At 36.4% G+C, this 22,247-nt stretch carries 25 protein-coding genes, 1 pseudogene and 1 riboswitch; of the genes and pseudogenes, 12 read left to right on the top strand and 14 right to left on the bottom strand.

What is annotated here, in order from left to right; all coding sequences use genetic code 11:
• Positions 1-64: 64 nt before the first annotated feature.
• Entirely contained in the window at positions 65-289 is a 225-nt protein-coding gene (locus MKO96_RS17040; RefSeq protein WP_000526075.1) for a YuzB family protein, read from the bottom strand.
• 284 nt (positions 290-573) lie between these two features.
• On the opposite strand from MKO96_RS17040, the gene MKO96_RS17035 reads away from it, so the two are divergent.
• Positions 574-1,266: an RsfA family transcriptional regulator gene (locus MKO96_RS17035; protein ID WP_240588173.1), complete on the top strand. Its 693-nt coding sequence runs from the start codon at positions 574-576 to the stop codon at positions 1,264-1,266.
• Positions 1,267-1,294: 28 nt separating this feature from the next.
• On the opposite strand, the gene MKO96_RS17030 is transcribed toward MKO96_RS17035, so the two are convergent.
• The gene (locus MKO96_RS17030) at positions 1,295-1,885 is read right to left on the bottom strand and encodes a lipoprotein BA_5634 family protein (protein WP_240588172.1); all 591 of its coding nucleotides are present in this window, start codon (positions 1,883-1,885) and stop codon (positions 1,295-1,297) included.
• Between the two features lie 175 nt (positions 1,886-2,060).
• Here MKO96_RS17030 and lipL point away from each other — a divergent pair, with 175 nt between their 5' ends.
• Positions 2,061-2,906: an octanoyl-[GcvH]:protein N-octanoyltransferase gene (lipL, locus tag MKO96_RS17025; protein ID WP_240588171.1), complete on the top strand. Its 846-nt coding sequence runs from the start codon at positions 2,061-2,063 to the stop codon at positions 2,904-2,906.
• Between the two features lie 48 nt (positions 2,907-2,954).
• Here the strand turns inward: lipL and pta are convergent, their stop codons facing one another.
• Positions 2,955-3,926 (bottom strand): phosphate acetyltransferase, encoded by a 972-nt coding sequence (gene pta / locus MKO96_RS17020; RefSeq protein ID WP_000067226.1) that lies wholly within the window; start codon positions 3,924-3,926, stop codon positions 2,955-2,957.
• A 279-nt stretch (positions 3,927-4,205) separates the two neighbouring features.
• Between pta and hemQ the strand changes: the two genes are divergently transcribed.
• The 4 genes from hemQ to gerQ all read left to right on the top strand — a co-directional run bounded on the left by hemQ (position 4,206) and on the right by gerQ (position 7,630).
• Complete coding sequence (gene hemQ / locus MKO96_RS17015; RefSeq protein WP_001287595.1) at positions 4,206-4,949, top strand: hydrogen peroxide-dependent heme synthase; 744 nt, start codon at positions 4,206-4,208, stop codon at positions 4,947-4,949.
• Between the two features lie 349 nt (positions 4,950-5,298).
• A complete protein-coding gene (locus MKO96_RS17010) occupies positions 5,299-6,576 on the top strand; it encodes a serine hydrolase (protein ID WP_240588381.1) in 1,278 nt (425 codons plus the stop codon).
• Positions 6,577-6,751: 175 nt separating this feature from the next.
• The gene (gene cwlJ, locus MKO96_RS17005; protein ID WP_000538163.1) at positions 6,752-7,174 is read left to right on the top strand and encodes a cell wall hydrolase CwlJ; all 423 of its coding nucleotides are present in this window, start codon (positions 6,752-6,754) and stop codon (positions 7,172-7,174) included.
• A gap of 27 nt (positions 7,175-7,201) precedes the next feature.
• Positions 7,202-7,630: a spore coat protein GerQ gene (gene gerQ, locus MKO96_RS17000; RefSeq protein WP_000068647.1), complete on the top strand. Its 429-nt coding sequence runs from the start codon at positions 7,202-7,204 to the stop codon at positions 7,628-7,630.
• 31 nt (positions 7,631-7,661) lie between these two features.
• Here gerQ and MKO96_RS16995 read toward each other — a convergent pair whose 3' ends face one another.
• From MKO96_RS16995 to MKO96_RS16985, 3 genes are all read right to left on the bottom strand, one after another.
• Positions 7,662-8,030, bottom strand: a complete 369-nt coding sequence (locus tag MKO96_RS16995) for a DUF423 domain-containing protein (protein ID WP_000688322.1) — start codon at positions 8,028-8,030, stop codon at positions 7,662-7,664.
• A gap of 65 nt (positions 8,031-8,095) precedes the next feature.
• Positions 8,096-8,383, bottom strand: a complete 288-nt coding sequence (locus MKO96_RS16990; RefSeq protein WP_087983379.1) for a YwdI family protein — start codon at positions 8,381-8,383, stop codon at positions 8,096-8,098.
• Positions 8,384-8,389: 6 nt separating this feature from the next.
• On the bottom strand, positions 8,390-9,382 hold the full coding sequence (locus MKO96_RS16985; protein WP_240588380.1) for a potassium channel family protein: 993 nt from the start codon (positions 9,380-9,382) through the stop codon (positions 8,390-8,392).
• A 95-nt stretch (positions 9,383-9,477) separates the two neighbouring features.
• Between MKO96_RS16985 and MKO96_RS16980 the strand changes: the two genes are divergently transcribed.
• The 3 genes from MKO96_RS16980 to MKO96_RS16970 all read left to right on the top strand — a co-directional run bounded on the left by MKO96_RS16980 (position 9,478) and on the right by MKO96_RS16970 (position 12,519).
• A complete protein-coding gene (locus MKO96_RS16980) occupies positions 9,478-10,761 on the top strand; it encodes a purine/pyrimidine permease (protein ID WP_240588170.1) in 1,284 nt (427 codons plus the stop codon).
• Between the two features lie 433 nt (positions 10,762-11,194).
• Positions 11,195-12,016, top strand: a complete 822-nt coding sequence (locus MKO96_RS16975; RefSeq protein ID WP_087983385.1) for a Cof-type HAD-IIB family hydrolase — start codon at positions 11,195-11,197, stop codon at positions 12,014-12,016.
• A gap of 209 nt (positions 12,017-12,225) precedes the next feature.
• Positions 12,226-12,519: a DUF3817 domain-containing protein gene (locus MKO96_RS16970; protein WP_061680068.1), complete on the top strand. Its 294-nt coding sequence runs from the start codon at positions 12,226-12,228 to the stop codon at positions 12,517-12,519.
• Positions 12,520-12,560: 41 nt separating this feature from the next.
• On the opposite strand, the gene MKO96_RS16965 is transcribed toward MKO96_RS16970, so the two are convergent.
• From MKO96_RS16965 to MKO96_RS16945, 5 genes are read right to left on the bottom strand one after another with little or no spacing between them, the layout of a single operon-like run.
• Positions 12,561-13,238, bottom strand: a complete 678-nt coding sequence (locus MKO96_RS16965; RefSeq protein WP_240588169.1) for a uracil-DNA glycosylase — start codon at positions 13,236-13,238, stop codon at positions 12,561-12,563.
• A 19-nt stretch (positions 13,239-13,257) separates the two neighbouring features.
• The gene (locus tag MKO96_RS16960; protein ID WP_240588168.1) at positions 13,258-14,250 is read right to left on the bottom strand and encodes an ABC transporter permease subunit; all 993 of its coding nucleotides are present in this window, start codon (positions 14,248-14,250) and stop codon (positions 13,258-13,260) included.
• Positions 14,243-15,160, bottom strand: coding sequence for an ABC transporter ATP-binding protein (locus MKO96_RS16955; protein ID WP_088047717.1), 918 nt, complete (start codon positions 15,158-15,160; stop codon positions 14,243-14,245). The genes MKO96_RS16960 and MKO96_RS16955 overlap by 8 nt, the downstream gene beginning before the upstream one ends.
• Positions 15,157-16,038, bottom strand: coding sequence for an SGNH/GDSL hydrolase family protein (locus tag MKO96_RS16950; protein WP_141525220.1), 882 nt, complete (start codon positions 16,036-16,038; stop codon positions 15,157-15,159). Before MKO96_RS16950 ends, MKO96_RS16955 begins: the two co-directional genes overlap by 4 nt.
• Positions 16,039-16,048: 10 nt before the next feature.
• Positions 16,049-17,026 carry a LacI family DNA-binding transcriptional regulator gene (locus MKO96_RS16945; protein WP_240588167.1) on the bottom strand — a complete coding sequence of 326 codons (978 nt, stop codon included), beginning with the start codon at positions 17,024-17,026 and terminating at the stop codon, positions 16,049-16,051.
• 98 nt (positions 17,027-17,124) lie between these two features.
• Between MKO96_RS16945 and MKO96_RS16940 the strand changes: the two genes are divergently transcribed.
• The gene (locus tag MKO96_RS16940) at positions 17,125-17,751 is read left to right on the top strand and encodes a YczE/YyaS/YitT family protein (RefSeq protein WP_240588166.1); all 627 of its coding nucleotides are present in this window, start codon (positions 17,125-17,127) and stop codon (positions 17,749-17,751) included.
• Between the two features lie 30 nt (positions 17,752-17,781).
• Here the strand turns inward: MKO96_RS16940 and MKO96_RS16935 are convergent, their stop codons facing one another.
• The 3 genes from MKO96_RS16935 to MKO96_RS16925 form a co-directional block, all read right to left on the bottom strand.
• The gene (locus MKO96_RS16935) at positions 17,782-19,077 is read right to left on the bottom strand and encodes a homoserine dehydrogenase (RefSeq protein ID WP_240588165.1); all 1,296 of its coding nucleotides are present in this window, start codon (positions 19,075-19,077) and stop codon (positions 17,782-17,784) included.
• Between the two features lie 141 nt (positions 19,078-19,218).
• Positions 19,219-20,124: a homoserine O-acetyltransferase MetA gene (metA, locus tag MKO96_RS16930; protein ID WP_240588164.1), complete on the bottom strand. Its 906-nt coding sequence runs from the start codon at positions 20,122-20,124 to the stop codon at positions 19,219-19,221.
• Positions 20,108-21,406, bottom strand: a complete 1,299-nt coding sequence (locus MKO96_RS16925; RefSeq protein WP_240588163.1) for a bifunctional O-acetylhomoserine aminocarboxypropyltransferase/cysteine synthase — start codon at positions 21,404-21,406, stop codon at positions 20,108-20,110. The genes metA and MKO96_RS16925 overlap by 17 nt, the downstream gene beginning before the upstream one ends.
• Positions 21,407-21,499: 93 nt before the next feature.
• Positions 21,500-21,604: riboswitch (SAM riboswitch) on the bottom strand.
• A 281-nt stretch (positions 21,605-21,885) separates the two neighbouring features.
• Between MKO96_RS16925 and tnpA the strand changes: the two are divergent.
• A pseudogene (gene tnpA, locus MKO96_RS16920) lies at positions 21,886-22,128 on the top strand (IS200/IS605 family transposase); the annotation flags it as partial.
• Between the two features lie 3 nt (positions 22,129-22,131).
• Positions 22,132-22,247, top strand: a 116-nt coding sequence (locus MKO96_RS16915; RefSeq protein WP_240588379.1) for a helix-turn-helix domain-containing protein, incomplete at its 3' end; no start/stop codon positions are given.

Raw genomic sequence — 22,247 nt, 5'->3', positions numbered from 1 at the left:
TAGAATAACTCATTCCTCTTATGGGCATAAAAAAAGAAGAGTAATCTGTTCACTCTTCTTTTTCTTACTTATTTAACTTTGCTTCAATTTTTACAATTAATTCATCTTCTGTTGGAGCCGCAACTGGACGATTATTTACAAATGCGAATGATTTTTTACGACCAGGGCCACAGTAAGACTGACATGCAACTTCGATCGTTGCACATGAATCTACTTTTTTTAACTTTGGAATCAACGTTTTAACGTTCGTTGCCTGACAATCATCACACACACGAAATTCGTTCCCCATTATATAACACTTCCTCTATTTTAAACTTTTCTCAAGTACATTTAAAAATAAACACTAAATGGTATTTTACCGCTCTTTGAAGCTCGTTGCAAGTTTCCTTGCGACGCTCTTTCTTCATATAATGCTACATATTTATATACTCTCCTACAGAAGCTCTCATCATTCATAGCAAAATTTTCACCTTTCATCGAAATCTACCATATTTTTAAAAGCTTTGTATAAAAGCTCATTTTTTTGCCCATTATAAAAATAGGAAGTTCATAAAAAGAAAGGGAGTTGAATCTATGAAAGTAAGACAAGATGCTTGGACGGATGAGGATGATTTATTACTTGCTGAAACTGTACTTCGTCACGTTCGAGAAGGAAGTACTCAATTAAATGCATTTGAAGAAGTAGGAGATCAATTAAATCGTACATCGGCTGCCTGCGGTTTCCGTTGGAATGCTGTTGTTCGCTACAGCTATGAACAAGCTCTTCAACTAGCAAAAAAACATCGTAAAGATAAAATGCGTGCTGCAAGCGGTGAACAAGCGAAAAAACGTTTACTTTATACACCACCAGCTTTGGATTCGATAACTGATTATGAAGAATTCGTACAAGAAGAAGAAATTGTACAATATAAAGAAGCTATTCCATATAAAGAATCTACTGTTCCTGCTGCAAAAAGCTCTATGACCATGCAAGATGTTATTTATTTTTTACAAACAGTCGGATCTTCAAATATAAAAGTGACAACTCTTGAAAACGAGAATACGAGATTGAAACAAGAAATTAGAGTACAAATCCTTCGAAATGAAGAACTAGAAAAGAAACTAGAAAAATTAGAAAAACAATCTCATACTGTACAAGAAGATTACGAAACACTTATGAACATTATGAACCGAGCTCGTAAGTTGGCAGTCATGGATGACGAAGAACGTTCTCAAACATCTTTCCGAATGGATCGAAACGGTAATTTAGAAAAAATTGCAGAATAAAAAGGATGCATTACATGCATCCTTTTTATTATTTCACTTCAACCATATGTGCTTCTTCTACGTTAGAACCTTTCTTTATATCTGGGAAAATCTTTTCCTTTGGATTCTCTTTAAAAGCTGCTAATCCAATCGTTTTTACCGGTTCATTTATCTTTACATATTCCGTATCACTAACAACTACATACATATCTGTATATTTACGCGCATCACCAATTACTACATTACCTTCATACTTCATTTTCTTTCCATCAATTACTACATCTTTTTGTTCCTCTTTAGCAAATACGATTCCAGCTTCATCAGAAATAGCCGGCAATGCTTTAATAGGTTCTACATCTTCCTTCACTACTTTTTTCAGCATGTTTTCTTTTACCATCTTTTCAGCTGTTTTTTTATTCATAATTAAAACCTTTTTCTCATTGACAGTACCTAATTTTGCTTCAAATGTATTTTTGGATTCAATTTTATCTTTATATTGATCCATTGTTTTTTGAACGCCAGTTTCATCTCCGTACATAACGACACCCTTTGCTTGTGGTGCAATCATATCCATAATAGAACAACCACTAAATACAGCAGCAGACATAATTGCTACGATTCCTAATTTAAATTTTTTCATGTGTATTCCTCCTAAAAGCATAATTGCATCTCTTAGTTTAACTATCGCAGCTCGTTTAACCAATTCACTTTCCTTACAAAAACCTTACAGTTCAGTAAGGTTCCCTCTTAAAAACTAATTTCATTATTTTTTGCTATAATAGAGATTGTCATTTTAAAGATAAGGGGTTAGTTATATGAGCAATTCCCGTTCCATTTTATCTCAGCCAGAGTGGCGTATTGTAGATCAGTCTAGTTTGGGACCAACATTCCATGCATTGCAGTCATTCGCAATGGATGACACACTGTGCACAAGCATTGGAAATGGTCAATCTGCTGCAACAATGCGTTCTTGGGTTCATCACAATACAATTGTTCTTGGCATTCAAGATTCACGCCTACCACACTTGGAAGAAGGTATTTCCTTTTTACAAGAAAACAACTTCAATGTTATCGTTCGTAATTCCGGTGGACTTGCAGTCGTACTTGATGAAAGTGTTTTAAACGTATCACTTTTATTCCAAGAGACAGAAAAAGGTATCGATATTGATCTTGGATACGATACAATGTGGCATTTAATTAAGGAAATGTTAAACGATTACGATGTTACAATCGAGGCAAAAGAAATTATTGGTTCTTACTGTCCTGGTAGCTATGACTTAAGTATTCGCAATCAAAAATTTGCTGGCATTTCACAGCGCCGTATTCGCGGTGGTGTCGCTGTCCAAATTTATCTCTGCGCTACAGGAAGTGGCTCTGAGCGTGCTGCACTCGTTCGTGATTTCTACAACCTAGCCATTCAAGGAGAAGAAACACGCTTTACGTATCCTGAAATTGTACCAAGTACGATGGCTTCACTTTCAGAATTACTTGGCGAAACCATTACAGTACAAGATTTAATGATGCGCCTTTTAAAAACACTGCAGCAATTCGCTCCAAAGTTAACACCATCTCAATTAACAATAGATGAAATACCTTTATATGAGACGAATTTACAACGTATTATTGATCGTAACAATAAAGCACTTGGCTTAGAAAAATAAAGACCGTCGCTATAATAGCGACGGTCTTTATTTCGATTCATTATAGAATTAAAGTGCTTGAGCTGCTGTAATTAAAGCTAATTTGTACACTTCTTCTTCGTTACATCCACGAGATAGGTCATTTACAGGCATATTTAAACCTTGTAAGATTGGTCCTACTGCTTCGAAGTTACCTAAACGTTGAGCGATTTTGTAGCCAATATTACCAGCTTCTAAGCTTGGGAATACGAATACGTTAGCATCACCTTTAATTGTAGAACCTGGAGCTTTTTTCTCAGCTACAGATGGTACGAATGCAGCATCGAATTGGAATTCTCCATCTAAAGTTAATTCAGGAGCCATTTCTTTTGCAATACGAGTTGCTTCTACAACTTTTTCTGTTTCTGGAGATTTCGCAGAACCTTTTGTAGAGAAGCTTAACATAGCAACGCGTGGATCAATACCGAATAGTTCAGCAGTTTTCGCACTCTCGATACCAATTTCAGCTAAATCTTGGCTGTTTGGTGCAATGTTAATTGCGCAATCAGCGAATACATATTTCTCTTCTTCACGTACCATAATGAATACGCCAGAAGTTTTTGTAACGCCTGGTTTTGTTTTAATGATTTGAAGTGCTGGACGAACTGTATCAGCTGTAGAGTGAGCCGCACCACTTACTAAACCGTGTGCTTTGCCCATGTATACAAGCATTGTACCGAAATAGTTTTCGTCTTTAAGGATTTTGCGAGCATCTTCTTCAGTTGCTTTACCTTTACGGCGTTCAACGAAAGATGCTACCATTGCATCCATTTCTTCGTATGTAGCTGGGTCATAAATATCAACGCCTGCTAATGTTAAATTCATGCTAGCAGCTTTTGCGCTAATCTCTTCTTTATTACCAACTAAAATTGGTTGTACTAACTCTTCTTTTGCTAAACGCTCTGCAGCGCCTAAAATTCTTTCATCAGTTCCTTCAGGAAGTACGATAGAAATGCCTTTTCCTTGAACTTTTTCTTTTACTGTTGTAAATAAGTTGCTCACGAATAAACCCTCCTACATATGTTAAAAAACTCTATCTTTAAGAATACTGCTTTTCCTCTATATTTTAAACTTATAGCTCCCAAAAAATAGATAAAATGAAAATGATTATATTTTCATAAAATTCAGCCTAGAAATAAATCCCCGTTAAGCCTTATCTCCTCCTATTTTCAAGTAAATTTAAATGTGACAATTTTATGTGCCAAGGCTTTATATAGATGATTTTAAAACTATATATGCTATAGTTAACGTGTAAAACTATCATTAACTGAGGTGAATAGAATGAGTGAAGCAACAACAACGTTAGATGGCTGGTATTGTTTACATGATTTACGTTCTATTGATTGGGCTGCATGGAAAACATTATCTAGCGACGAACGCGGACAAGCTGTGTCTGAATTTTTAAATGTCGTTGAAAAATGGAACGAAGTAGCTACTGCGAAAAAAGGCAGTCATGCAATGTATACAGTTGTTGGCCAAAAAGCTGATATTATGCTTATGATTTTACGTCCAACAATGGAAGAGTTAAATGAAATTGAGACAGAATTGAATAAAACAACATTAGCTGAATATATGGTTCCTGCATACTCTTACGTATCTGTTGTTGAACTAAGCAACTACCTTCCAGCTGATGAAGACCCATATCAAAACCCACAAATCTTAGCTCGCTTATATCCAGAACTACCAAAAGCAAATCACATTTGCTTCTACCCAATGGACAAGCGTCGCCAAGGTGATGACAACTGGTACATGCTTCCTATGGAAGAACGTAAAAAAATGATGTACAGTCATAGTAAAATCGGTCGCCAGTACGCAGGTAAAGTACGCCAAGTTATTTCAGGATCAGTTGGATTCGACGATTTTGAGTGGGGCGTAACATTATTCGCTGACGATGTTCTTCAATTTAAAAAACTTATATATGAAATGCGCTTCGATGAAGTAAGTGCTCGTTATGGTGAATTCGGAACATTTTTCGTTGGAAACATTTTACCAGATGAAAAGGTAGAGAAATTTTTACACATATAAAGTGAAACTTTAATCAGTGGGGATTTTGTTCATCCCCACTGATTATTAGTTGAACCAATCGGGCTTTTACGAGCAGTTGATCGCCCACCTAACTTCTTCGCTTTCTCTTAATTTTGAGGTGGGGATCTTACTGCCCGGCAAATAGCGGGGCAAATCGTGAAAAAGGAACGAAATTCGTTCCTTTTTTTATTACCCTCTATATTTCTCTTCAAAAAACTTCTTTTCTCCGCAAATTTGAACAAAAATCGACAAATTCCTTTCAAATTCCTTACAAAATTGTAACCTTTCTATATCCAAATTTATGCTAAAATGGTACGAGCTACATGCTAATAACGATGCGAAGGTGATAATCTATATGAAGAAAATCTTGTCTATTTTACTAGTGCTTTTATTGTCAATTTCTTCCTTAGGAGTAACAACATCCCATGCGGAAGAAAAAATACAAATTGAGGCAGCCGCTGCACTTCTATTTGATGCAGATACAGGAAAAATACTGCATGAACAAAATCCAGATGAATTACTAGCTATCGCTAGTATGTCAAAACTAATTGTTGTTTATGCTGTATTAGAAGCAATTAAAGAAGGAAAAATCACTTGGGATACAAAGGTAAACATTTCTGATTACGCTTATGAAGTTTCACGTAATAATGAATTCTCTAACGTTCCGTTTGAAAAGGGACGTCAATATACTGTAAGAGAATTATATCATTCTATCGTTATCTTCTCTGCAAACGGATCTAGTATTGCCTTAGCAGAACTTCTTGCAGGGAGTGAGAAAAACTTCTTAAATCTTGCAAATGAACATGCAAAAAAACTAGGGTTAAAGAAATATAAATTTGTAAACGCTACTGGGTTAAATAACGCTGACTTAAAAGGAAAACACCCTGAGGGAACGGATCCGAATGGAGAAAATTCCATGTCAGCTCGCGATATGGGTATGCTTTCAAAAGCAATGATTACAAAGTATCCAGAAATGCTAGAGGATACAAAACAAAGATTTAGAAACTTCCCAGATAATCATCCGAAACCAATTCGTATGGAAAACTGGAACTGGATGTTACCAGGTGCCGCTTTTTCTTATGAAGGAACAGATGGTTTAAAAACTGGTAGTTCTGATACCGCTGGATACGGATTCACCATTACAGCAAAACGTGGTGACTTACGCCTTATTTCAGTAATTATTAAAACAAAATCAATGGACGAGCGTTTCACTGAATCTCGTGCATTAATTGAATATGGATTTAATAACTTTGAAAAGCAAAAATTAAAAGTTGATAAACACAACACAATCTCTGTAGTAAAAGGTAAAGAAGATCAAGTAACTATTGCACCTGAAAAAGAAATAACAGTCATTGCGAAAAAGGGTGACAAATCACCTTACAAAATCTCTACTGAAGCGGATAAGTCCCTCGCTGAAGATGGACATTTAGTCGCTCCTATTAAGAAGGATGCAAAGGTAGGTTCCATCGTTCTAGAACCAACTGATAAATACGGATTTTTAGATGGAAATAAAAACATGAAAGTTACTGCAAAAACGACAGAAGAAGTTGAAAAGGCAAATTGGTTCGTATTAACAATGCGCTCTATCGGAGATTTCTTCTCAAACTTATGGTCTAAAGTATTTTAATGATGGAAAGCTAGCTCACGCTAGCTTTTTTTATTTCCCTCTCTCCATGTAAAACTTCGTTTGGTTGTCATATCTGAGTCCTTTTTCTCATACGTATGAACTAGTAATCGTTACACACTTCATCTAGAAATAAACCTCTTTCCACAAGGTATTCCAAAAAGAGAGGTGACACATAATGGGTGTTATTGCTTATAACGAAGAAGATGTAAAGTTATTAGCTAGACTGATGCGTGCTGAAGCCGAAGGAGAAGGACAACAAGGAATGTTAATGGTCGGAAACGTAGGGGTAAATCGTGTTCGCGGAAATTGTTTAGATTTTAAAAAAATACGTAATTTACGTCAAATGGTTTATCAAAATCCTGGCGGTTTTGAGGCAACGCAAAAAGGGTATTTTTATCAGCGTGCAAGAGAACAAGATATCGCATTAGCAAGGCGAACGATTCAAGGACAACGTTTTTGGCCCGCCAACTTTTCCTTATGGTTTTTTAGACCGGAAGGCCCTTGTCCGCCAACTTGGTATAATCAACAAAACTCTGGTCGCTTCAAAAAGCACTGCTTCTTCCAGCCATCTGGCGAGGATTGTCCTGGCGTATATTAAGGATTGATAATGAGGAGGGATTTTTGAATGGCACAGCAACAAAACCCGTATTACGGAACAGGTTTCTATCAACCATCTGGAACTTATGTACAACCGCAACAAATGACCCCACAGCAACAGCAACAACAGCAAGCAATGCAACAACAAGCTGCGCAAGCTCAATATGCCGTTTCTCAAGGCATGTTACCATTAGAACAGTCGTATATTGAAAATATTCTTCGCTTAAACAAAGGCAAGCAAGCCACCGTTGTAATGACTTATGAGCGTGGTAGTTCGCTCGGTACACAATCTTATACAGGTATTATTGAGGCAGCTGGTCGTGATCATATCGTAATTAGTGAGCCCCAATCAGGGAAACGTTTTTTACTATTAATGATTTACTTAGATTATGTAGAATTCCCAGAAGAAATTACTTATTTACCTAGTCAACAAGCAACTTATGCTCCAAGACCATAAAAAAAAGCTGGCGTATGCCAGCTTTTGTTTTTTATAACCCTTTTACAACTGCAGTTCCGACTAAGATCCATGCCACGATAAACGCTACACCACCAAGAGGTGTAATTGGGCCAAAGAACTTAATACCTGTCGTACTTAATGCATACAAACTACCTGAAAACATAATAATCCCAGCTACCATAAGCCAGCCAGCAGTAGTTAAAAGTGATGATTGAATTTTATCCATTAATAAAGCAACTACAAATAGTCCACCTGCATGAAACATTTGATATGTAACGCCTGTTTTCCACACTTCTAACATTTTTGCAGAAACTTTATTTTCTAAACCATGCGCTCCAAAAGCCCCTAGCGCAACAGATAGCCCTGCCGCAATACAACCTAGTAAAAAGAAAATTTTCATCTTAATTCCCCTTTTTTTACCTTTATCATAAGCAATTTTTTCATATAAGCCAAACGATTTATCTTCTAAAAATCAAATAAAGAATTACCGTTTGCGCCTTCTTCTTTTATATAAACAGGTTCTCCAGAAACCGGCATAACTGGTTGAACCGTCGTCATAGGCTGAGATCCAATTACTTGTGTTGGAATCTCAGGTTCTCTATACATAGAAGGCTCAGCTTGTTCATCTAATAATAAATCACATAACGCTCGCACAACTAATAAATGCGCTTTTGATTGTTGCCCTTCACTGCTTTTTGCCTTTGCAATTTCATTCGCCATTTTATTTAAAATCTTATCGCTCGATATTTGCATTCCTTGTCACCTCTTACTTTGTAGTTCTTTCTCAAATTGTCCTAGCTTCTCTACTGAACCAAACACTATTATCATATCATGTTCTTGTAGTTTTTCCTGCCCCGTTGGATTATGTATAACATTCCCATTTCTCAAAATCGCTAAAATTGTTACATCAAATTGATTTCTCACATCACTCTCTAGTAACGATTTACTAGCTAAAATAGAACCCTTGCCGACTGAAATTTCTTCAATTACAAATGACTGATCCACGCCATATAGTACTGTATCAATATAATGAACTGTTAGCGGATTCGCAATACCTTTTGCAATATGAATTCCTGCCATGCTAGATGGATTAATCACCTTATTTGCCCCAGCCCGCTTTAGCTTGTCCTCAGTTTCTGGTTTTTCTGCTCTTGCCACAATTTTAATTGCATCGTTTAATCCTCTTGCTGTCAATGTAATAAATACATTTTCAGCATCATTTGCTACGATGGCAACTAAACCAGCTGCCTTTGAAATTCCAGCATAATGTAACACTTGGTCTTCCGTTGCATCTCCGTGTACATACAAAAGTTTTTCCTTCTCTAATATGCTTTCATCTTTATCTACAACGACAAATGGAATTTTCTTTTCTTGCAATTCATGTACAACTTGAAGCCCTACTCTACCACAACCACATACGATAATATGATTTTGTAACTGTGCTATTTGTTTATCCATCTTCTTCCTCCGAACTGCATGAAATAAATTCCCTTCAATAATCATAGCTGCCACTACACCAATTGCATATGTAACAATACCGACTCCAACCGGTATGATAAGAAGCGCAAAAACTTTTCCTGCCTGTGTTACAGGAACTGCATCTCCGTACCCAACAGTTAATACAGTAATCATCGTCATCCAAAATGCTTGAAACAAACTAATCTCTTCAATCGCCATAAATCCTAACGTTCCTAGAATTACAACAAAAGTCATACATATAACTGCTATCCATAATTGCTTACGTGCATTCATATCGTGTTTCAACTCTTTTCTCTATCTACAATCTTTGCCAGTGGAAATGAAATACATATATACTAGATACGGAATCTATGAAAGAGGTTGATATAATGAAAACATTTCTTTCCGCCTTACAATGGGCGCTATTTATTTTAGCTGGGAGCCTTATTGTACCAATAAGCGTCGCAACTAGTTACGGCCTCGATGGCGCTGAAGCTATTGCATTCGTACAAAGAACATTATTTGTTCTTGGCTTTGCTGGCCTACTGCAAGCTATATTTGGGCATAAACTTCCTATTCAAGAAGGTCCTGCTGGACTTTGGTGGGGGATTTTCTCCCTTTATGCAAGTTTAGGTGTCGTATTATTTGGATCCAGCAATGAAACGCTTAAAGTCCTTCAGTACGCTTTCCTATTAAGTGGTATCATTTGTATTATCCTTAGCGTTTTTGGACTCATCGATAAACTAGTTCGCTATTTTACACCGACAGTCATTGGAACATATTTATTTCTTCTTGTCGCGCAACTTAGCGGGTCCTTCTTAAAGGGAATGTTCGGTCTTGACGGACAACATACAGAAGTACAAGCTGACGTATTTATTCTTTCACTCATTGTTATTTTACTATCCTTTTTCATCATGAAGCTACCTATTATCGGACAATATTCCGTTCTTTTCAGTATCGTCTGTGGCTGGATATTATTCGCATGCTTCGGATTATCAAATCCAGTAACGCCTGTGACAGATATAATCCGTTTTCCGTCTCTATTTGTTTTCGGAATGCCTCGTATTGAATGGAACATGGCAATTACGGTCGTTTTCGTTACACTATTACTTCTAACAAATATGTTAGCAAGTATTCGCGTTGTGCAAAGGATTGTCTCTAAGTATGAAAAGAATGCAGCACCAGATCGTTTCAAACAAGCCGGCATTATAACAGGAATAAATCAATTGCTAGGAGGCCTTTTTTCAGCTATTGGACCTGTCGCGATTTCTGGATCAGCAGGATTTATTGCAACGACTAATATTTATAAACGACTCCCATTTATGTTAGGATCAAGCTTTATTATTCTCGTTAGTATATTCCCAAAGATTACTTCATTCTTTGCGGCGATACCTATCGCAGTCGGATATGCTGCCATTTACCCTGTATTTGCAAGCATGATTGGTCTTGCCTTTCGCGAATACGAAACAGTACAGGATAAAGAGCGATTATTTAAAGTAGCGGGTCTTTCGATCTTTACAGGAGTCGGTGTTATGTTTGTTCCAGCAGGAGCATTTTCTACACTCCCGCCGTTTCTAGCATCGTTTTTAAGTAACGGCCTTGTTCTTGGATCTGTAATGGCAATTTTGCTCGAAATACTATTTTCTCGTTCTACAGAAAAACAACCATCGTAAATTGGAAAACTTCCATTATTGCACTCTATCTTTAGAGTTGTTACGATAATGATAAAGTGAAACTTTAATCAATGAGAGCTATTCATCTTTACTAATGATTAGCTCTCACCGATCGGGCATTAGCAGTATAAATTATCATGGGCAACGTGCTCGTGGTAATTTATACTAAAAGTACAGAACTTCTTCTAGCTTCACATAAAGTGAAACTTTAATCAGTGGGGGTTTTGTTCATCCCCCACTGATTATTAGTTGAACCAATCGGACTTTTACGGGCAGTTGATCCCCCACCTAACTTCTTTGCTTTCGCTGAATTTTGAGTTGGGGGTCTTACTACCCGTTAATGTGGGATAAAGAAGTTCGATGTCTTACTATATATTCCCCAATATCTTCATAAAACTTTATTTCTATTTCAACAAAGAGAGGAATTTTTAATATGACTTATAAAATGATTGTTTTAGATTTAGATGACACTTTATTACGTGACGACCATACCATTTCACCTCGTACGAAAGAGGCTCTAATGACTGCACAAGAGCAAGGTGTAAAAGTTGTACTTGCTTCTGGACGTCCAACATTCGGTATGCGCAATGTAGCGAAAGAACTCCGTTTAGAAGAATACGGTAGCTTCATTCTGTCCTTTAACGGTGCAAAAATTATTAACTGTAAAACAAACGAAGAAATCTTTAGTAGTACGCTATCTCCTGAAATCGTTCACAACCTATTTGAAATTAGTAAAACTGAAGATGTATGGATTCATACTTATATTGGCGATGATATCGTAACAGAAGAAAATAATCCTTATACTGAAATTGAGGGCGATATTACTGGTATGCCAATTGTTGTAGTAGATGACTTTAAAAATGCTGTTAAAGAGCCTGTAGTAAAAGTATTAATGAATAAAGAAGCTGAACGACTTGTTGTAGTAGAAAAGAAACTACAACAACAACTAGAAGGCCAATTAAGTGTTATGCGTTCTAAACCATTCTTCTTAGAATTTACTGAAGCCGGTGTTACAAAAGGAACAAGCTTAAACAAACTGATTCAAAAACTTGGCATTAAGCGTGAAGAAGTTATCGCAATGGGCGATAGCTATAATGACCAAGCGATGATTGAATTTGCTGGTCTTGGTGTTGCAATGGGAAATGCACCAGATGATATTAAGGAAATTGCCAACTACGTAACAGATACAAATATGAACGATGGCGTTGCAAAAGTCGTAGAGAAGTTCGTACTAAAAAACGAAGTACTTGTTTAATATTTTCATTCATAAAACCTATTTGAAGTCAAATACTTCAAATAGGTTTTTATTTAAATTAATATGCTTTTGTGACTATATTTTGAACTTTGCACTATTCTCGTAGTGTAAACTTTCTTTTTGTATATAATGGAACAAAATAGACTATTTTATTTTGAAAAAGAATACAAATTTACTATATACAAGCATACATTAAAGGAGGCTACTTCATGTTATCTACACCAATCGGACGATTAAGAGCAATCGGCTTAATTGAGGGGATTTCTTTCCTATTACTATTATTTGTAGCAATGCCATTAAAATATTTTGCAGGATTTGCAACAGCCGTTAAAATTACAGGTATGGCTCATGGTGTTTTATTTATTCTATTTATCTTTGCGGTAATTCAAGTAACAATCGTACACCGCAAATCAATTGCATGGGCACTTGGGGCATTTGTTTCATCAATTATCCCATTCGGTACGTTTGTACTAGATGCAAAATTAAAGAACGAACAACAATAATAACAAAAAGGTAGTTAACGACTGTTAACTACCTTTTTTATTTACAAATTTGGAATTTCCCAATCAATTTCTCTTTCGCCCATATTAGCTAATATCGTATTTACTTTAGAGTATGGCTTACTCCCAAAGAAACCACGTCTTGCCGATAATGGGCTTGGATGTACAGATTCGATAATATGATGCTTCGTATTCGTAATTAATTTTTTCTTCGCCTGTGCATGACGTCCCCACAATATGAAAATAATTGGTTTTTCACGTTCATTTAATAGCTCAATGACACGATCTGTGAAATGCTCCCATCCTTTTCCTTTGTGAGAATTTGCTTCACCTTGTCGAACCGTTAATACCGTATTTAATAATAAAGCTCCTTGCTCTGCCCACTTTACTAAATAACCGTTATTCGGGATTTCATACCCATATTCATCTCGAAGTTCTTTATACATATTTAGCAATGACGGTGGCGTTTTAATGCCTGGTTGTACCGAAAAGCTTAAACCATGCGCTTGATCCGGTCCGTGATATGGGTCTTGTCCTAAAATAACGACCTTTGCATTTTCATAACTTGTATATGCTAGAGCATTAAAAATATCTTCTACTTTCGGATAAACAACATGTGTGCTGTACTCTTCTTTCAAAAAATCAGCTAGTTTGCGATAGTATTCTTTCTCAAATTCCAGTGCCAATAATGGCCCCCAATCATTTTTTAAAACATTTTTCATGCTTTCACTTCCCGTCCAATTAATTCACCATATCCTGCTTTGTAAATACTACAAACGAAATAATAAGGGACACAACGGCCCATATAGTTAAATTCATTAAAGAAAACCCCATCGATAACCCTTGTAATGCAGGTAATTTTCCTGATAGATAATCTGTTAATGATAAATTCACACTAAAAATATATTTCGCACCTTCCCAAGATGTTGCGAATGAGCTTAAAATACCACCTGCAATTAGTGCGGCTAACATGACGCCCATACCAGCTGGTGTATTTCGAATTAAAACGGAAACCATAAATGATATAGTTCCGACAACGATAGCAACAAACCAAGCTAATCCATACGCCATCAAAATATATTGCCACTGCGGAATAAGATGTACAAAATTCGTATTTAACGTTTCCTTATCAATAACAAACCCAGTTAAAACGGGTAAATTCCATCCTGAGTATCCAAATACAAGCCCTGATAATACGTAAGCAAACAAACCGACAAGGAGCAGTATGAGTGAAATGAAAAATAACATCGTCACGTACTTACTAAGGAGTATTTTCCAGCGCCGAATCGGCCGCGTAAGTAACATCTTCATCGTTCCATCACTTCGTTCTCCTGAAACAATATCAATAGCGACAATCATTACAAGAAGCGGAATAAACAATGTAATTCCTTGCTCAATAAACGCCCTTACAAAAGTGGGTGCGCCCGGTGCCATCGGGTTAATATCATGATCTAAATAATATTGTTGCTGCTCCACTCTTACCTTTAGCCAATCACGCCATTCTTCTGGTAGTCTAGAATTGTTCAAGCGGTTTTGAGAATCAACAATTTGTTGTTGCAGCGAAACTTTCCAATCCGTTGTACCTAGCCTTTTTTGTGTCGTTTCTACTTCACGATACTGCGCATACACAAAAAGTGGGATCAAGATTGCTAAAATAAGCATGACAACAAAAATACGTTTCTTACGATAAATTTTCTCCGATTCATTTAAAACTAGATTCGCAAATTCACGCATGCTGCTCACCCCTTGTGAGTTCAATAAATAAATCTTCTAGCGTAAATACAAGCTCCTTAACGCTATGCACATCTATCCCATTTTCTACAAAGTTTTTATTCCAACTACTTATAGATGCAATATCCATGCGGCATAGTAATCGATTATCTTCTATACTCACTTCTCTTACTTCCTTAGCATCTTCTAGCATATCTTTCGCTTTAGAAATCGGTGTAACAATCCATTCTACACGATCACTTGCTGTTTTAATTAAATCCTCAATCTTGGCAACTGTTATCATTTTTCCTTTATGAATAATCGCAACCCGATCGCATATCATTTGTACTTCACTTAGCAAGTGACTTGAAATAAACACACTCATATTTTCTTCTTTCACAAGCTTATGTATAAATTCCCTAAGTTCTCTAATTCCAGCTGGGTCTAAACCATTTGTTGGCTCATCTAATATGAGCAATTTTGGATTTCCAAGAAGCGCTTGCGCAATGCCAAGGCGCTGTTTCATACCAAGTGAGTACGTTTTTACCTTATCGTGAATTCTTTCATCTAAATGAACCATTTGAGCAATTTCAATAATACGTTCATCTGATATATCACCTAGCATACGGGCAAATTGCTTTAAATTTTCCCATCCAGTTAAATATGTATACAGTTCTGGGTTTTCAACGATACTCCCTATTTGACGCATCGCTTCTCTGAAATTTTCCTTAATTGAATAACCACCGATAGAAATCGTACCTTCTGTTTCTTTAATCAATCCAACTAACATTCGAATTGTAGTTGTTTTTCCAGCACCATTCGGCCCTAGGAAACCAAACACTTCCCCTTGTTTTACATCGAAGGAAATATTCTCTACAATTGTCTTCTTTCCAATTACCTTCTTCACGTCTCGTACGGAAAGTATCGTCGTCATTTTACCCCTCCTTGTTCTAGTTTTAATTTACTCACAACATTTTGAACTAATCGGTCTGCCATATATGTATACCCTACTTCATTCGGATGAAAATGATCGGAGTATAATAATTCTTTCCCACGATTTTGGAATAAATCAAATGTGGGTGTAATATACACATTTTTATCATTTAGCGCTAATTTTTCTAAAGATGCATTCCAGTCTACAACGATGTTTGAAGAACCTTTTAAATCTTCTACATCTTCAAAAGGATTGTATAAACCAAGCCAAAAAATAGGGCTACCTGTATTTAACTTACGAATTTCTTCTATTATTTTCTTCGCTTCATTTTGGAACGTCGCTGTATCAGGACGGTATGTTTCTAAATCTATCTTTCCAAGCGATTCCCAACCTGGAAATAAATCATTTCCTCCAATTGTTAAAACGATTACATCTGCTTGCTTAATTGAATATTGAGCGCCACTACTCTCAATTTGTTTTAATAGATCGGGCATTTTTGCACCACTAACAGCTAAGTTTGTTAATGCAACCTTTTGCTTATAATCTTTTTGTAAATCCTCTTTCATACGCCCAATATAGCCAATTCCTTCTTTATCACCAACACCACGTGTTAATGAATCACCTAAACTAACGATTTGTAACGTTCCCGTTTTCTTTTTCTCTTTTGCCACTACATCGGTCTTTTTAATTAAATTTGAAGCTTTCGGATTTAACACATCATTTACACCTGAAACAAAGCCATATGCAAATAAACAGAAAGATGCAATTGTAATGAGTAGAATTACTTTTACTACTTTTGATCTCATATCAAAACCCCTTTTAGCCCTCATAGATTGTCCATAATTATACCAAACGCAATTTTGAAAAGCGATTTTCACACCTTATCTATTATGTTGTTTCCCTATGTACTAGTTCTGGCAATAACTCTACGTGCTTTACATCTATTTTCTCATCATTAATCTTTTCATATAATAATTCAAATGCCTTCACGCCAACATTTTTACTAGAATATGAAATCGTCGTAATGCCTAAAATATCTGCGACATCTTGATCATCACAACCGATAATCGTAATATCTTCTGGAATACGAATTCCTTGTTTTTTTGCTTCCGTTACCATTCCCGCTGCAATATGGTTGCAAGATACAAGAAACGCAGTTGGTTTCACTGACATACAGACCCATTCCCTGATTACATTACGTCCATCTTCCACTGTAAAACAGCCCTTAAACTTCCAGGCCTCTATCGGTGTTACAGCAATCTGTTGAAGCGAATCCTCATACGCTTGTTTTCTTCTCTGACTATTAATGCTATTACTTCTTCCAATGCAATACCCAATACTTGTATGGCCGGCATCTATTAAGCTCTTCATGCCGCGCGAAAAGACTTTATAGTAATCAATATGCACACTCGAAATGAAATTCGAGTCTATTTCTTCACACATAACAATTGGACCAAATTTCATATATTCTTCAAGCTTTTCCTTACTATTTGCTCGGGAACATATAATAACCCCATCAAGCTTTTTCATTTTTAACATATTCAAAATTTCTAATTCTCTTTCCTCACTATAATTCGTCTGACAAAGCATCATATTATAGTTATTCTTTGCTGTTTCCTTTGATATTCCCTCGATAATAGCGCTATAATATTGATCATTTACGTGCGGTAATAAAACACCAATGACATTCGTTTTTCCTTTCACTAAATGAATTGCATTCACATTTTGCGTATAATTTAATTCTTCTATAATTGTTAAAATTTCTTTTCGTTTCTGTTCATTCACATATGGATGATTATTCAGTACACGTGAAACAGTTGAAACAGATACCCCAGCAAGTTCAGCAATTTTTCTTATATTCGTCATCTCATTTTCCCCTTCTCTGCAAAAATTCTCCCTTGACCTGGTAAGCTTTCCACAATATATCCTTTCCTAGCAAATACATTTTGAAAGGATATACAACTATGCTTCGATTCAAATTAGAATATATATTTTTCATTGGCGGTCTACTCACTCTCGCCATCGGTATTAATATGATGACGACAATTACTTCCTTTGGACTTAGCCCTTATGATTCCTTCTTTATTGCACTATATCAAAATTTTGGGATAAGTATCGGTTTTTGGATTTTCATAATTAACTTTGCTTTTACCCTTATCGTACTCTTTTGGAATAAAAAACAAATTACGATCGGTACAATTGTAACGATGGTTCTTATTTCTCTTTTTGTTGATTGGATCGGTTCCATGCCAACTATTATGGACGCTATCCGTTCTCTTCCAAAATATATAACACTTATTTGCGGAAATCTATTCGTTGGAGCTGGGATTGGTCTTTACGTCTCTACAAACCTTTGCGCAGCACCTCAAGAAGCTTTCGTTTTAACCGTTGCTGAGAAAAAGAAATGGACATTTAGAAGAACAGAAATTTCGTTAGCGTTTTTATTTTTAACATTAAGCTTCCTATTAAATGGACCTATCTATTTTGGAACAATCATCTTATCCTTTACAACAGGCTGGATTATCCAAGCATTTATTCAAATTGGTACGAAGATTTTAAATAGAAAAGAGCCTATTAAGCAAGCTGCTTAACAGGCTCTTTCTGTTTTATGATAAGGGATACTATTTAGCATCCCCTTCAATTCGATAGTTTGCTTTCAAACAATCTATTTCTTCATACCCTTGCAACGTATGTAGAATATAATCATAATCAGCGAGAGACGCACGATGCGTCACGATTACAATTTCAGCCTTCCCTTTCTCTTCAAGCGGCATTTGAATAATCTTTTCAAAGCTAACGCCACGCTCAGAGAATAATGAAGTAATTTTTGCAAATACACCAATTTCATCTTTTACATGAAGTCTTAAAAATTTCTTCACAACAATTTCGTCTGGCTCTTTTAATACCTTTTTATACTGCGGGGATACCGCACTATTTCCGTTTACACCTAATCGAATATTTTGCATTACAGCTACTAAATCTGAAACAACAGCTGTTGCTGTTGGTAAACTTCCTGCACCTGGTCCATAAAACATCGTTTCTCCGACCGCTTCACCATACACATATACAGCGTTATATTCGTTTTGCACGGCCGCAAGAGGATGTGTATTTGGAAGTAGTGTCGGTTCAACTGTCACCTCTAATTTTTCACCATCTCGCTTCGCAAGACCGATTAATTTAATCGTGTATCCTAAACTCTTACTATATTCAATATCTTCTTCTGTAATAGAAGTAATCCCTTTTACCTTCACATCTCCAAGCTCTACATTTGTAGAAAAACCAAGGGTAGCCAAAATCGTCATTTTTCTCGCTGCATCTAAACCTTCCACATCTGATGTTGGATCTGCTTCTGCAAATCCAAGTTGTTGGGCTTCTTTTAACACGTCGTTATATGCTCTCCCTTCATCTGACATTTTCGTCAAAATAAAATTTGTCGTTCCATTTACAATTCCCATTACTTTCGTAATAAGATCTGAAGAAAGTCCTTCTACGATACTTCGTAAAATCGGAATCCCTCCGGCTACACTTGCTTCATAAAACAAATCTGTTTTATTATCTTTTGCTACCGCTAAGAGTTCCGCCCCATGTAACGCCATTAAATCTTTATTGGCAGTCACAACATGCTTCCCGCTCTGTAAGGCTTGCAAAATATATGCTTTTGCATCATCAATGCCACCCATCACTTCGATGACAACGTCAATATTTGGATTATCTAAAATTTCATTTGCATCTTGTGTCAATAGAGTAGAAGATACCTCTACTTCTCTCTCTTTTTCAATATTTTGTACTAGTACTTTCGTTACTTTTACAGGACAACCTACTTGGTGGATAAGTCGCTCTTGATGATCTGTAATGATACGAACTACACCGCTACCAACTGTCCCAAGACCTAATAAACCAACTTGAATTTCTTTCATAATACTGTCCACCCCTCAAAAATTGTGTTTAGATGAAATTATATGAGTAAAAAATCTGAAAAACAATGTTTTTCGAACATTCGGAAAAATATAAGTTAATCTTTACAAAGAAAACGTTACCACGTGTTACACAATCTTTTTTTATAATACATAAGGGGTTTCTTGATACACGTAATAATTCAGCCAATTCGAGAATAATAGATTCCCATGGCTTCTCCACCTTACAAGCGGTTTCTCATTTGGATTATTATGTTTAAAATAATTTTTCGGCACATCAATATTTAACCCTTTCTGGCGGTCACGTTCGTATTCTTGCTTTAACGTATCACAACTATATTCACTATGCCCGAGCGCAAACACTTGCCTTCCTTCTTGCCCAATGACAAGGTGAACACCCGCTTCCTCAGAATTTGCTAATAATGTTAAGTCTGTCACCTCTCTAATATCACTCTCTCGTACTTCTGTATGACGAGAATGCGGGGCAAAAAACAATTCATCAAACCCTTGTAACAATTTCACATGTTGCTCACGGACTTCATGTTCAAATACACCGAACATTTTTTCCTTAAGAGGATACTTTGGAACACCATAATGATGATACAAGCCAGCCTGTGCCCCCCAGCAAATATGAAGCGTAGATGTTACATTCTTTTTTGAATACTCCATAATACGTTTAAGCTCTTCCCAATAATCTACCTCTTCAAAAGAAAGAGTTTCAACTGGTGCTCCTGTAATAATAAGTCCATCAAATCTCTCATTCTCAATATCACGGAATGTTTTATAGAAACTCGTTAAATGGTCCTTCGCTACATTGCGAGACAAATGTGATTCCATATGAAGTAAGTGAACATCTAATTGCAACGGTGTGTTGCCAATTAAACGAAGTAATTGCGCTTCTGTTTCTTGCTTTGTAGGCATTAAATTTAAGATAGCAATTTTCAATGCCCGGATATCTTGTGTTTCTGCTCGCTCCTTCGTCATTACAAAAATATTTTCCTTCTGCAACACTTTGCGAGCTGGTAAATCTTTATCAATTATGATCGGCATGTTCTTTGCCTCCGACTAGCGCTGCTTCTAAATCTGCAATAATATCAGAAACATCTTCTATACCAACCGATAAACGAATTAAATCTGATGTAACGCCAGCTAGACGCTGATCTTCAGCACTTAATTGTCTATGCGTTGTGCTAGCAGGATGTATAACGCAAGTTCGTGCATCCGCTACATGCGTTACGAGAGTGGCTAGTTTTACATTTGCGATAAATTCTTTCGCTGCTTCTAATCCGCCCTTAATGCCGAATGTTAACACACCACTAGCACCTTTTTTCAAATACGTTTGTGCTAACGAGTAATTTTCATTACTATCTAATCCCGGATAATTCACCCATTCAATACGTTCATGGTTAGCAAGCCACTTAGCAACTGCGAGAGCATTTTCACTATGACGCTCCATTCTTAAATGCAGCGTTTCTAAGCCGATATTGCTAATATACGCATTGAATGGGCTCATACAGTTTCCGTAGTCTCTTAATAATTGAACACGCGCCTTCACAATATAAGCTGCTGCACCAAAATTTTGAACGTAACTTACGCCGTGATAACTTGGATCCGGTTCAACAAGTTCAGGATATTTCCCATTTGTCCAATCGAAGTTCCCTCCGTCAATGACAATGCCGCCTAAAGAGCTTGCATGACCATCGATATATTTCGTCGTAGAATGAACGATAATATTTGCTCCGTGCTCAAATGCTTGGCATAAATAAGGAGTTGCTAATGTATTATCCACGATAAAAGGTACTTCTAACTCTTTCGCTGCATCTGAAAATTCTTTGAAATTTAAAACGTTCATCGCTGGATTTCCTAACGACTCTGCATAAACAAGTTTCGTCTTATCATTAGCAAGGGCCACAATTTCATCAGCACTTAAATTCGGATTAAAGAACGTAACGTCAATACCAAGCTTACGCAAACTTACTCCAAATAAATTAAACGCTCCGCCATAAACTGTGGAAGAACAAAGCAAGTGGTCTCCGCTACTACAAATATTTAAAACAGCAAGCATAATAGCAGCCTGCCCAGAAGCCGTTGCAACCGCTCCTACACCACCCTCTAAATCCGCTAACTTTTGCTCAAATGCAGCTAAAGTAGGATTTCCAATACGCGTATATATATATCCTTCTGCCTCTAAATTAAATAGCGCTGCTAAATCATCTGAAGTATCGTATTTATACGTTGTACTTTGATAAAGTGGCAAAACACGCGGTTCACCATTCTTCGGTGTATAGCCACCTTGCACACAAATTGTTCCTTTTCCCCATGACTCTCCCATCTCTCATTCTCCTTTCTTTTATACAAAATAAAAAAACTGCTCCTTTCCTGAAAACAAGAAAGGAGCAGTTTGAAAACACGCTCTAAAGGCTCTTTCTTATCTTTCAGGATTATTACCTGCAGGATTTGGCACAATTCCGTTATACGGCTGTTGCCAAGGTTTCATCGGGCCTGTCCCTCCACCTTTTCTTGATAAGACTATGCAATTACCGTTGATTTTATATCAATAATTTCCCAATGTCAATTAGTTTTTCTGAATGTTCTAAATTAAACACAAAGAATTTGACATGCATAACAAAAGAAATATATTCCATATTCATTTGAAAAAGACCTTTTAAAACCCACGATTACTATATAAAATTAAGTAAGTAGTTTAACTGTATACATTTCAAATTCTCACGAGACCTCAATATATTGAATAAGCCAACCTCTCAAAAAGATACTATACATATTCATTTCGTTTCGCAGGAACATATTTAATGGAATCATGATGTAGACCATGTACATATCTTATTCAAGGCACATCCGAATACAGAAATGACAAAGTTCATTAATGCTTATAAAAGTGCAAGTTCTCGACTCATCAAGAGAGACTTTCCCCACGTGAGAAAGAAACTTTGGAAAGAAATGTTTTCAAGAAGCTTTTGCTTGATTACTACGGGTGGTTCACCGATAGATGTAGTAAAGAAATATATTGAAAATCAAGGGAAAAGTGAGGTGTAGGAAATGTTAAAATCATACAAATATCGTATCTATCCAAATAAGGAACAACAAATGTTTTTCTCAAAAACATTTGGATGTGTTCGATTTGTATACAACAAGATGCTTGCAGATAGAATCAA

The sequence above is a fragment of the Bacillus sp. ES1-5 genome, from assembly GCF_022487605.1.
Taxonomy (GTDB): Bacteria; Bacillota; Bacilli; order Bacillales; family Bacillaceae_G; genus Bacillus_A; species Bacillus_A wiedmannii.
This window is presented reverse-complemented; position numbering and strand designations above follow the sequence as displayed.